Here is a 12,634-nt window from a genome sequence, read left to right as displayed (position 1 = left end):
TAAGGTTGATAAATAATTGAGAAAAACGCTTCTAGATAGAAATAATAATATCGCCATTCTTTTTGCTGGAATATTAACCATTGTTGTTGGGCTAGGTGTTGCCAGATTTGCATTTACATCTCTGTTACCTTTTATGTTGGATGATTTTTTAACCCTTACCTATGCGGGTATCTTGGCCTCCTTAAACTTTGCAGGTTATCTCGCGGGCGCTGTTTTTTCTGTTTTTATAAAGGATATTAATACAAAAGTAAAATACTTTAGAATTGGCATGGTGCTGAGTGTGTTGACTACTTTCGTTTTAGCGACAACGGTAAATGAAACCTTGTGGCTAATATCAAGAGTGATTGCAGGATTTGGTTCGGCCATGCTTATTATAGTCGGCACAGCCATTGTAATGGTAAAGCTAAATTTTGAAGATAAAACCAAAGCAATGGGGATTCATTTCAGCGGTATCGGCGTTGCAATAGTTGTAAATGATTTAATAAGCCGTTATGTGCTGCAGAACGGAACCTGGAGTGATGCCTGGCTGGTGCTTAGCCTATTCGCTTTTATTATCTCTTTTTACTCTATGTATATTCTCTCTTTTGACAAAGAACTTAAGCAAGAGGCTGTAAAACATAAACTTTCGATGTCAATTTTTTCTCCTTATGTCGTACTGCTTCTTTTTGCTTATTTTACCGAGGGTGTCGGTTTTGTTATTCAGGGAACATTTTTGCCTGATATTATAAACTCCCTTGAAGGGCTTGATGGTTATGGCAGTTTGGGATGGCTCTTAGTCGGCATTGCAGGCATTCCCTCTTCTATAATATGGATGAGGTTAGCGCATAATTATGGCAGTATAAATATTATCATTGTTGCGATGTCTATTCAGCTGGTCGGTATTCTTATTCCGGCATTGAGTAATAATATGTATTTAAACTTGCTCAGTGGTGTTTTATACGGGGGGACTTTTATAGGGCTTGTTGCTCTATTTATGAATCTTGGCGGTCAGCTAGCGGGCAAAAATCCGGTTGTGCTAATGGGCGCGATGACGGCAACTTATGGTGTAGGGCAGGTAACTGGCCCTCTTTATAGCGTCACCCTGATTGAATATTTTGGAAATTATGACACGACTTTGTATTTAACCGCATTAATAGTTTTTACAGGAATAGTGCTTTTAGTTTATGCAAAAAAGAGAGAGGTTTAGACCTGAGGGCTTCGAGTAGCGAGCTGTGGGTCTTAGAGCTTTCAGGCTTTAAGGCGCCCTTTGCCTTCCAGCCCTTTAGCATCTAGCCTTTGGGCTTTTCCCTTCCCTATTTAGTTAAACGCATATCAATATGCGGGATGCCGTCTTCTAAATACATTGCAGAGATAGGTTTAAAGCCATGACCTTGATAAAAAAGCTGCAGGTGTTGCTGTGCTCCGATATCAATGGTTTGTCCCGGCCAGAGGTTTTCACTCTGCTTTAATGCTTTGTCAAGCAATTGATGACCGAGGCCATTGCCGCGCGCGGTTTCTTTAGTCGCAATACGGCCTATGCTGACATTCTCATAAGTTACTCCAGCAGGAAGCAATCGGGCACAGGCAACAATTTCACCTTTACTGATTCCAAGCAGATGACGCACCTCATCAAGGTTATCTTTGCCGTCCAGTTCAGGGTATGGGCAGTTCTGTTCAACGACAAAAACATCCACTCTTAACTTGATCAGTCCATAAAGCTGCGTGGTCGAAAGTTTATTAAAAGGAAGTAGTAACCAAGAGATCATTTATCTGTCCTAAGCGTTCAATATAGCAAAGGAATGTAGCAACTATGAAACCAAGAAGCATTAACTTATGTTAATTTTTTACGCGTAATTTGATACGGCTTAGGCTGATAGGGAATTTTGAGAGCCAGTATATAATAGTAAATCTACTGATTTTCTGTTTATTTATGCGGGTTAAAATAAATGCTAGCGAGGCATAAAACGACGTTTTAGTCTTTGCTATTTTTTGATTCTAACGTCCTGTTATTCAACACTTTGTGGCCCGCTGAATTGTGGCCAGCTGAAGCTGTTCAAAATAGTTTTCTACTATTTTGTGTCATTAGAATCACTTATCTAGTTACAGTCATCAGTGTCTTGCTTTTATGCATTTTTCCGACGCCTAAATAGATCACCTAATGAGGGGAAGGGGTATAAAAGGCAAAACGCAAGACTTGCTCTTTGTTGTGATAGTTTTTTATCTGCGTAAGACATTAACTTGAAGGCGAAGGGTTGACCATACTTCAGGGCGGATTAAGCCGACCATTAAGCCTGAAATAATCAGTAAACAGGCGATGATTTTAGTGCTCTCAACTTGTTCTTGATAGAACAGAAACGCGCCCAATAAGCCAAATATAGGTACTAATAGAGTAAGGGGGGCGACCGTTGATAACGGGTGTGTAGACAAAATTCTATTCCAAATCCAATAGCCCAATAAAGTCACTGGATAAGCTTGAAACAAAACAGAAAATGCCAGCGAACTATTCCAAGTTTGTAGGGTGTGTTGAAATTGTTCTGCACCACTGTGATAAAAAGCAAGTATATACAGCGGCAAAAGCGCATAAAGCATTGCCCAAACAGTAAATGCAAAAACCTCTTTTGTCGCAGCCTTTTTGATGATGATACTGGCAATACTCCAACATAATGCAGCGAGTAAAATAAGTAACACACCCGCTAAGCTTACGGTCCCATCTGTTACCGATAAACTGAGTGCTAAGCCACAAATGGCCAGTACACCGCCACTCATTTTTGCTCGCGACAGGGGTTCGTTAAGGAACAGATAACCGAGAATAACAGCAATGAATACATTCAACTGCAATAGCACAGAAGCCATACCTGCAGACAGACCAGCATCCATTGACCATGTCGCCATGCCCCAAACGCCAATCGTAAAAACCAAACCGTAACTGAGTAAATAAGTCCATTTTACATTGGGACGTTTAACAAAAAATATTGCAGGGATAGTGGCAAATGTAAAACGCAGCGCAGTAACAAGTACCGGATCGGCTTCGCCAACACCAAGCTTAATAACAGAAAAATTTAATCCCCAAATAGCCATCACTGATAACGCTATAAGCAAGTCACGTTGACTCATATATCTCTTTCCTTAAAATAATCGAGCCAAGTGGTCGTTTTGTATTCCAGTGTCGAGCGTCGGGCTTCGAGCATCGAGTGTTGGGCTTCGAGTCTCGAGCTTTGAGCGTCGGTCTTCTAGCCTTCTAGCCATCTAGCTCTCTAGCCTTCCTGCTTCCCTGCCTTCAGCTTTCAGCCTAAATGTCTAAATGTCTAAATTATTTTTCTGCGGCTATCACCGAAATTTCAACTAGTAGTGCTTCACGGGCCATGCTAGCTTGTACGCAGGCTCTTGCCGGTGCACATCCCTCTGGAAGCCATGCATCCCAGACAGCATTCATAGGGGCGAAATGTTCAGCCATATCCTTAACATAAATGGTGGCTGTTAGCATATGTTCACGGTCACTGCCTGCATCCAAAAGTAGTGCATCTACTTTGTCTAACATTGTTTGGGTTTGCTCGGTAATGTCTTTAGTTGCATCTGCACCGACTTGGCCGCACAGGTAAATTGTGCCGTTGTTTTTTACTATTCTGCTCATACGCTGTTTTGTTTCTTTACGCTCTATCATGCTAATCCTTGATTGTGGGTGTCTATAGTGGCAGGCATTATAAACAACTTGGAGCATAAGCCAATAAACTAATAAACTAATAAACTAATAAGCTAAGTACTCACTCGACAGTTTTCTGATTTTAAAGAGCGCCTTGATTGAGTAAACAGCTCAAGAGCGCCAGGAAATTTATGCAGAGTACTTGGCTATCTGTTTTGCAGATCCTTACCGCGAGGGCGGCCTGATATTATTTTGCACTAAAGGGGCAGAATAATTGTTGCCTATATCAAAGAAAACCGATATTGCTGTTTATTGAGATAAGTCAGGCATATAACGTTTACGTTTATGCGCTTTGATCATTCTGCTGTCTATTAATACCAGACCATCAACGCAAGAATGAAAGTCTGGATCTACGCCAAAGTCTAAAAAGTGTACACCCCCGGGATCGGTTAATTCAGAGTATTGTTTGTACAAAGTGGGCACTGAGCAGCCTATATTGCTGAGCAGATCTTTAAGGGTTCGAAAATCACCTTCGTAACACTCTCCCTTAAATGCACTGACTAATGGCGCTAAATCTGAAAATTGATATGGATGATGAGATGTCGCTAAGGTTTTTTTATGAAAATGCATTTGATAAAAATAGATCATCAGATCTTTAGCCAATTGAGGCATCTCATTGCTGATTGAGACCGGGCCAAACAAGTAACGGCAATGTGGATAGCGCGTCAGATAGGCGCCAATCCCATGCCATAAATAGTCCAAAGAGCGTTTTCCCCAGTATTTAGGTTGCACAAAGGCACGCCCTAACTCTAAACCGTGCTCAAGATACTCATTCATACTGTCATTAAAAATAAACAAGCTGCTGCAATAAAGCCCTGATAATCCATGCTTATCAATAATATGTTTAGTATCGGCAAGGCGATATGCACCTGCTATTTCCAAATCTTCACTATCCCATAGGATCAGGTGTTGGTAATGGCTATCGTAGGGATCAATATCGCGTTTATAACCCGAACCTTCGCCTACCGCTCTAAAAGTATATTCTCGAAGTCTCCCAATCTCACGCATAATGGGCGAATCTAATGGGCCTTCAAACAACATAATTTTTTTGTTATCAGGTGTTGTGCCTAACAATTCACAGGACTTTAACGCCTTGGCTAATATTTGCCGATCGACGGGATGAGCAATGGCGGTTTCTGTTTTAAAAATACCTGTTTTGTTTTTAGGCAAACTGTACAAATGCCGGTTAAATAATTTAACTTTGCAGGGCAGTGACAGCTTCATATCAGAGTAATTTGAATAGGGTATGGCTTCTCCTATTCGAATTTTGATTGAGCTGCACTTTTGTTTAAACATTTCACTAACCAGCAGTAAAGTTGATAAAGGTTTATAGATCATCGATGCACCATAAAATAGCGCTGAATTTTTTCCGTCAATATGAATCGGAATAATGGGAGATTTGGTATTGAGCGCTAACTTTAAAAAACCGCTATGCCATTGCGGATCTTGTATGCCATTTACTTTCATTCTGGACACCTCTCCAGAAGGAAAAACAATAATAGCGCCTTCGGCTTTAAGGTATTGAGTTAACGCTTTTAGCTGATGTCTATCGGTGTTTCCTGACATGTTATTGACGGGCAGTAACAGGGATTGTATGGGTTTTACGTTATAAAGCAGCTGGTTCGCCATCACTTTAACGTCAGGTCTGATTTTACCCACCATATTTAATAAAGCCAATCCATCAAGTGAACCGATAGGGTGGTTAGCGATAATAACAACACGGCCCGTTTTAGGGATCCGCTCGATCTCGTTAGACTGTAATGAGTAAGTAAATTTAAAACTCTCTAAGCTTTGCTCGACAAAATCAAAACCTTTAAGGTGGGGGTAATCTTCAGAAAACTGCAAAAATGCGCGTTCATGTAATAGACGTCTTAAAAGGGCCTTAATAGTATTACTTAGCCAGGATTTAGGTTTTAACCTTGGGTAATTTTCATCAACCAATTTATCTACAGATAACATATAAGCACTTCATTCGATTAATTTGTTATCAATTTACCCACTCTATATGACAGTGATATTGCATTGAAAAAAACATCGATGACTTATCGCCTGATTTTACTAAAATAAGGCATTATTTTCTGCTGACTTTACTTTAACGAGATTGCTCTTTAAGCTCCTACCCTTAAGACATTCACGGCAGATAAACGATATTAAATATGAATAAAAAACAGGTACATAACCAACTGATTCTTGCATTAGAAGCCACCTATCAAGGGGCTGTTAAGGCGGCAGAACGTGCTTATAATACGGCCACTAATAATGAGAATGTCGCAGAAAATAAATACGATACGTTAGCATTAGAGGCATCATATTTAGCCCAAGGTCAAGCGCAGCGAGTGGCCGAGTGTGCACAGGATCTGATCGCTTTTCAACAGTTGAATATTAGCGCCGCATCCTTGAAATTATCGGTCTGTTTAGGGGCGTTGGTATTGCTGCATGATCTGGATGATAACGAAAAATATGTTTTTTATGGCCCATCAGCGGGTGGTTTAAAAGTGCAGTTTGCAGAAAAAGACATTGTTGTGGTCACCCCCGGCTCTCCACTTGGAGCGGCAATCAAGGACCGGAGCGTCGGTGATGAAATCAGTCTATTTATCGGCAATAAAGTGATCGAGTATGAGATAGCTGAGATTTATTGACAGCATAAAAAACAGACCGAAACGGAACAGGGGAGCAGCGTGAAATTAATTTGTTAACACGACTCCTGTTTTTCTTGTAACGCCAGTTAACCGCTGTTAGTTGAGTGTTATTTGAGTGTTATTTGAGCGTTATTTGAGCGTTATTTGATGATCCGCAAACTTTTTATGACTAAAATAATTGTCTGTTATTTTGTGCCTTTAACAGGATTTTGCCCGATCCTGCTTTCCTAATACCCTTCCGGTTATTATAAATACTTCACTTAAACTTCATTAACATGTCATAAATAAGGGGTTAACTAATGGACTTATTCAAGCACTCAGGAGTCAACTATGTTTACTGGAAAAAAATACTTAAGATATTTACTGCCCGTGTCTGCCATTTCTCTGGCGCTTAATGTTGCCAATGCCGCACCCGTTATGGAACAGGGCATTCAGATTGGTGATGTGACCGATGGTCGCGCGGTCATATGGAGCCGTGCTGATCAACCTTCTCGAATGATGGTTGAATACTCTCTGGAGAGTGATTTCAGTAATGCGATTAAAATCAGAGGTCCTTATGCCACACCGGAATCCGATTATACTGCAAAACAGGATTTAATAAATTTACCGGAGGGTAAGGACATTTATGTCAGAGTCTGGTTTGAAGACTTGACTAACGATAACAACAAAAGTGAAGCGTCTGGTTTGAAGACTTGACTAACGATAACAACAAAAGTGAAGCGGTTACCGGGCATTTTATACGGTTGGCAAGCAGGATGATATTCATTTTGTTTGGGGTGGTGATACTGCCGGTCAGGGATGGGGAATTAACGAAGATTTTGGCGGCATGAAAATATTTGAAACAATGCGTCAGGTTGAGCCACAATTTTATATTCAAAGTGGTGACAGCATTTATGCAGATGGCCCGATCAAGGAAAGTGTGGTTGCTGAAAATGGTCAAGTATGGACCAACATCGTAACCCCGGAAGTCAGCAAAGTCGCTGAAACATTGAACGAATTCCGTGGTCGTTACAAGTACAATCTGCTTGATGATAATCTGCGCCGTTTTAATTCTGAAGTGCCGCAAATCTGGCAATGGGATGATCATGAAGTTGCTAATAACTGGTCAGATTCAAAAGACCTGAGTGCTGATGATCGTTATACGGTAAAAGATATTCCGCTGCTGGTCGCTCGTTCAACCCAGGCATTTCATGAATATGCGCCATTACGTCCTCATGATGCATCGGAGCCGGAACGTATTTATCGCAAACTGTCATTTGGTGATTTATTAGATGTGTTTGTGCTGGATATGCGCAGCTATCGCGGACCCAATACGAATAACCTGCAGACTGCAGAAGGTTTGGAAACTGCCTTTTTAGGCGAAAAGCAATTAGCCTGGTTGCAGCAGGCATTAAAAAATTCAGATGCTGTCTGGAAAGTTATTTCCTCTGATATGCCGCTGGGTTTAAATATCAGTGATGATTACGCACACAACCCGCCACAGCGTTGGGAAGCCGTCGCTAATGGTAATGATGGTCCTGCCGCCGGACGTGAATTGGAAATTGCCCGCCTGCTCAGTTTTATCAAGCATAAGCAGGTTGACAATATCGTCTGGTTAACGGCCGACGTGCATTACGCCGCAGCTCATTATTACGATCCGGAAAATGCTGCCAGTGATGACTTTACACCCTTTTGGGAATTCATTGCCGGTCCGTTAAATGCGGGTTCATTTGGTCCGAACAGCACGGATGGTACCTTTGGACCGGAGGTTGTTTTCAGCAAAGCGCCATCGGCAGGGCAGGCGAACTTGTCTCCCTATGCAGGCTTACAGTTTTTCGGTGAAGCATTTATCGATAAACAGACTAACAAAATGACCGTTCAGCTAAAAGATATGGAAGGTGATGTGGTATTTAGTAAAGTATTGTCCGCAGAGGAAAATAAATAATTAGGGTGAAATTACCACTGAATTATCTGCATAACAGTTAATTCAGTTCGTATATAATTTTTATAAATAAAATAAAATCTTGTTACAAGCCCGGTCAGTAGACCGGGCTTTTTTATGCCTTAGACAATAATGAGATAATCATCAACAAGTTGACACTCCTACGCGCTTTCCCCCCGACGACTGCCTTGTGCTATGAGCTATTCAATTGAACCCATTGCACTTATTCGATTATGTCCAATCCCTGCCGCTAAAATAAAAGCATCTTGTTATATATAAAAATGAACGTGTCGGTTTATTTTACACCCCTACATTATGAACTTCGGTAAACGCCAGTAAGTATTTTATTTTTATGGTTAAGCATAAAAATATTGGATGTTCCCCGCATTCTTTCTGACTATCCATTTTTTTTAAGCATTATCGACGGTGTTACATACCAGCGTTTTTACTAAGTTAATACAATGAGAAAGCTGCTACTGACTGTCGATATATTTTACATTTATACATTATAACCCCAGCTAAATATCATTAAGTATATGATTTTATGGTGCGGCATAGATTATGCATCATGTGATTTATGCTCAACCTACATCTTTCAACATTATCTAGCGGGGTTTATTTATGAAAATACTTTTTAACAGCTTGGTTTTACTCATCTCTTTAGTTTCATTTCAAATTCAGGCAACTTTAATCAAGTATGACAATGAAGCGGATTTCAATACAGACATCGCCAGTCTCTCTTCAAATACCGTTGATTTTGATTCGCTGGCGGCGGGCACTCTGATCACTGACGGCAGTGCCATTGACGGCATCACTTTTAACTATTCAATTTTTGGAATGAATCTTTTTGCAGATGATTTATTTGATACTACATCGCCAGCTAATTATTTAGGTGTCGACAGTGGTGACGGCTCCTTTATTGGAGGAGACAGTTTTACGATGAGCTTTGCCGCTGCGCAGACTGCGATTGGGCTATTTATTCATAGTGCAGATTTTATTTTTGATGGTGATGTAACTTTAACAACCAATAATGGCCTGATTGTTGAGCTGAGCGGAAATATTGATACCTACCTGACAGACGGAGAAGCATATTTTATTGGCTTATCCACGAATAACCCTTTAGATGCCTTTACCAGTGTCGTGTTAAGCAGCATAAATGAGTCATTTGCTTTCAATGTGGATGATATCACCATAGCAAATTCGACGGCGGTACCTGAGCCCGGCACGGGGCTGTTAATGTTGATGGCTGTTGCTGGCTTTTATTTTAAGAAACAGATTTTTAAAACTAAATAAACATTATTACTAACCCCTTGCCGGACTTGCTCGGCGAGATAATTCTAACCGTGTTACAGGAGATAATAATGAAGCCATTGATTAGAAAACTCACATTAGGCTTAGCTGTTGCTACAAGCCTTTTAAGCACCTCACCGTCTTTTGCAGAACCGTTTTTAGGCGAAATTGCTTGGGTGCCTTATAACTTTGCACCACGAGGCTGGGCTTCCTGTGATGGACAGCTTTTACCTATTACTCAACATAACGCACTTTTTTCATTACTAGGTACTGTCTATGGTGGTGACGGCAGAACTACTTTTGCATTGCCGGACGCACGCGGCAGGGTCATGATACACGAAGGTCAGGGACCGGGTTTAACAAATAGAAGGCTTGGCGACAAATGGGGAGAAGAACAAGTCACATTACAGACATCCCAAATTCCAAGTCATACTCACAGACAACAAGCCAGCAGCGGTTCACCTTCGAGTACAAGCCCTGAGGAGAATGTACTAGCCAGCCCTTCAAGAACACAACTTTATGCTGATGATGCTGATATTGATATGTCAGCAGATAATATCAGTTATACGGGTGGAAACTTAGCACATAATAATATGCAGCCGTACACAACATTGCATTGCATCATTGCGTTAGTCGGCATATATCCGTCGAGAAATTAGAGGGGGCTTATTTATGAATTATTTATTTATCCGTTATTTAGCCGTACTTATGGGGGTATGTTCTTATCCGCTGGTATCTTATGCAACAACAGATGCCATCCAACCTTTATTGGGCGAAATCAAATGGGTTGGTTTTAATTTTGCGCCTCGAGACTGGGCTTTTTGTGATGGACAGCTTCTACCTATTGCTCATAATACAGCACTTTTTGCATTGATAGGTACCATATATGGTGGTGACGGCATAACTACTTTTGCACTGCCTGAACTTCGCTCTCGCGTTATGATACATAAAGGCCGGGGAGCGGGTTTATCAAATAGAGCGATTGGACAAAAAGCAGGGGAGGAAAGAGTGGTATTGAGTCCGGCTGAGTTAGCAAGCCATAACCATCTTTTAAAGGGAAGTTCAAGTAGTGCTAATAGCACTCTGCCACAGGACGGTACACCGGCAACACTTAGGCGTAGTCGCATTTATAATGCCATGCTGCCCGATGTCGATATGGATATAACAGCATTGGCAAACGCTGGTGGGAGACAATCACATGACAATGTTGCCCCCAGCTTAACTTTAAACTGCATAATCGCACTGGAAGGGATCTTCCCATCAAGAAACTGAGCCAAATTAAGGTACTTGAGCCCTAATGTTGTCGCTAAAAAACCAAGATCACTTTATGCCTTCTGTTGTGAGACAGTTGGCATACGCATAAATAGTCAGGCGGCTGTTAAAAACGTTACCCATTAATTACTGATTATTAACCTTGATTTGGCAAATTTTGATCATCTATAAACGCTTGTAACTATCGAGATATCTTGCGTATTTTATTAATAATCCGTATTAAATTCAATCAGTCTCTGAAGAAACATTATTCTTTTGAATAACCCCAGTACAGCGGGTTATTAGTGCTGAGTATCTGTGTGTAGAAAAAAATCACTAAAAGTATTTTTTATTTCTATTGTCGTCAATGGAGAATTCATCAGTACAGTGATATTTTCGCGATTAATATTTGTACTTCTTCGATTATGTCCATCCCAGTTGCTAAAATAAAAGGCATTTTTTTATACCAATTCGATTAATTAAGTGATCTGTTTAGGCGCCGGAAAACGCATAAAAGCGAGGTGTTTATTGCAGTAACTATTTGTTTTAATTATAAAATAAATCATGAAACTAGCATGTGTTTTAACCCGTATAAATGTACAGAAAATTAATGTATTTGGTATTACAAACCAATCAAGCTGCAGTTAGATTTCTCATCGTATCCCGTTGAATAAAAGGAGCTGAGCTGCACTGTTGAAATTAATATGGCAGTGTATAAAAAAACGGTCGCTCAAATTGCAAACGTGGTGAGCGCAATTAAAATGAAAACTGCTAGGATTTAGAAATCACTTTGGACTACCAAATAATAGTTGAAGTTTAGCCAATTTATACAACTCTATTTTACATACACAGTATAAATAGCAGAGCAGGGTCAACGTTATAACTGGCCTGATTTTAAGAAGATATTAAACCGTGATTGTTAAATAAGGAATAATAATGAAAAGACTGATTCTTGTCACATCACCCCCTGCGAGTGGTAAAACCTATATTTCGAAACAGTTGGCTAAAGGGCTTAAGCATGTTGTTTATCTGGATAAAGATACCCTTATTGTGTTATCCCATCAGATTTTTAAGGTTGCTAACGAGCAAGAAAATCGGAGCTCCGATTTTTTTGAAGAGCATATTCGCAACTACGAATATGCTGCAGTTTTAGCGCTGGCTATGGAAGCTTTGGAATATGATGACATAGTGTTAATTAACGCGCCTTTCACTCGAGAAATAAGAGATACAGTTTATATCGATAACTTGAAAAGTAAGCTGGTGGAAAAAAATGTGCGCCTGACCGTGGTATGGGTTATGACAGATATCGATGTTATTAAAAACCGTATGATTAAGAGAAATTCATCTAGAGATACCTGGAAATTGGAACATTGGGATGAGTATATTAAAGGTGTTGATTTTTCTATTCCACAGAGCATTGATAACCCGGAGGTTATCGATGATTTACTGCTATTTCGCAATTCCAATGAAGACCAGTACCGCCAGTCTATGCAAGAGGTACTGGGGGTTTTAGAGGCAAGTCATTAGAACGTTATATGTATTATTTAAGGTGCACTATTTGAGGAAAACCAATCCTTTTATTAATAAACTGATTTTTTGATATTAGGTTTTGATATTAGGTTTTGGTATTTATTTTGTTTGTTGTTTTAAGGCCTACAAAGCGCGCTACTTGTCTTGCTCAGGACGCTGTTAAATTGAACATGAGTTGAATGCAAAAGGTCAACATATTCTGGGAGCTTGACCAAGAACGGTGCTCGTCACAAGATTAAACTTTTTGAATATTTAGCAAAAAGGGGGGCAATGAATGTTTTCTAAGCGAGTGATTATCGGTATTATCATGTTATTAAGTTATCC

12 protein-coding genes are annotated in these 12,634 nt (G+C 40.2%); 8 read left to right on the top strand and 4 right to left on the bottom strand.

Annotation, left to right across the window (positions count from 1 at the left end; genetic code table 11):
* The first annotated feature begins 16 nt into the window (after positions 1-16).
* On the top strand, positions 17-1,186 hold the full coding sequence (locus PING_RS13695) for a YbfB/YjiJ family MFS transporter (RefSeq protein ID WP_011770922.1): 1,170 nt from the start codon (positions 17-19) through the stop codon (positions 1,184-1,186).
* Between the two features lie 106 nt (positions 1,187-1,292).
* Here the strand turns inward: PING_RS13695 and PING_RS13690 are convergent, their stop codons facing one another.
* From PING_RS13690 to PING_RS13675, 4 genes are all read right to left on the bottom strand, one after another.
* Positions 1,293-1,745 (bottom strand): GNAT family N-acetyltransferase, encoded by a 453-nt coding sequence (locus tag PING_RS13690; RefSeq protein ID WP_011770921.1) that lies wholly within the window; start codon positions 1,743-1,745, stop codon positions 1,293-1,295.
* A 451-nt stretch (positions 1,746-2,196) separates the two neighbouring features.
* Positions 2,197-3,093 carry an EamA family transporter gene (locus PING_RS13685; protein ID WP_011770920.1) on the bottom strand — a complete coding sequence of 299 codons (897 nt, stop codon included), beginning with the start codon at positions 3,091-3,093 and terminating at the stop codon, positions 2,197-2,199.
* Positions 3,094-3,289: 196 nt separating this feature from the next.
* Positions 3,290-3,640, bottom strand: coding sequence for a RidA family protein (locus tag PING_RS13680; protein ID WP_011770919.1), 351 nt, complete (start codon positions 3,638-3,640; stop codon positions 3,290-3,292).
* Positions 3,641-3,928: 288 nt separating this feature from the next.
* A complete protein-coding gene (locus PING_RS13675; protein WP_011770918.1) occupies positions 3,929-5,638 on the bottom strand; it encodes a GNAT family N-acyltransferase in 1,710 nt (569 codons plus the stop codon).
* A gap of 197 nt (positions 5,639-5,835) precedes the next feature.
* Between PING_RS13675 and PING_RS13670 the strand changes: the two genes are divergently transcribed.
* From PING_RS13670 to PING_RS13640, 7 genes are all read left to right on the top strand, one after another.
* Positions 5,836-6,318 (top strand): transcription elongation factor, encoded by a 483-nt coding sequence (locus tag PING_RS13670; protein ID WP_011770917.1) that lies wholly within the window; start codon positions 5,836-5,838, stop codon positions 6,316-6,318.
* Between the two features lie 330 nt (positions 6,319-6,648).
* Positions 6,649-7,014, top strand: a complete 366-nt coding sequence (locus PING_RS20135; RefSeq protein ID WP_041766504.1) for a PhoD-like phosphatase N-terminal domain-containing protein — start codon at positions 6,649-6,651, stop codon at positions 7,012-7,014.
* A gap of 64 nt (positions 7,015-7,078) precedes the next feature.
* Positions 7,079-8,242 (top strand): alkaline phosphatase D family protein, encoded by a 1,164-nt coding sequence (locus PING_RS13660; protein WP_269571636.1) that lies wholly within the window; start codon positions 7,079-7,081, stop codon positions 8,240-8,242.
* A 618-nt stretch (positions 8,243-8,860) separates the two neighbouring features.
* Positions 8,861-9,532 carry a PEP-CTERM sorting domain-containing protein gene (locus tag PING_RS13655; protein ID WP_011770916.1) on the top strand — a complete coding sequence of 224 codons (672 nt, stop codon included), beginning with the start codon at positions 8,861-8,863 and terminating at the stop codon, positions 9,530-9,532.
* 68 nt (positions 9,533-9,600) lie between these two features.
* Entirely contained in the window at positions 9,601-10,188 is a 588-nt protein-coding gene (locus tag PING_RS13650) for a phage tail protein (protein WP_011770915.1), read from the top strand.
* A gap of 13 nt (positions 10,189-10,201) precedes the next feature.
* A complete protein-coding gene (locus PING_RS13645; RefSeq protein WP_011770914.1) occupies positions 10,202-10,801 on the top strand; it encodes a phage tail protein in 600 nt (199 codons plus the stop codon).
* A 915-nt stretch (positions 10,802-11,716) separates the two neighbouring features.
* The gene (locus PING_RS13640; RefSeq protein ID WP_011770913.1) at positions 11,717-12,307 is read left to right on the top strand and encodes an AAA family ATPase; all 591 of its coding nucleotides are present in this window, start codon (positions 11,717-11,719) and stop codon (positions 12,305-12,307) included.
* The last annotated feature ends 327 nt before the right edge of the window (positions 12,308-12,634 follow it).

Source organism: Psychromonas ingrahamii 37, assembly GCF_000015285.1.
GTDB lineage: Bacteria > Pseudomonadota > Gammaproteobacteria > Enterobacterales > Psychromonadaceae > Psychromonas > Psychromonas ingrahamii.
The sequence above is the reverse complement of the archived record's forward strand: the minus strand, read 5'-3'. Positions and strand labels throughout refer to the sequence as shown.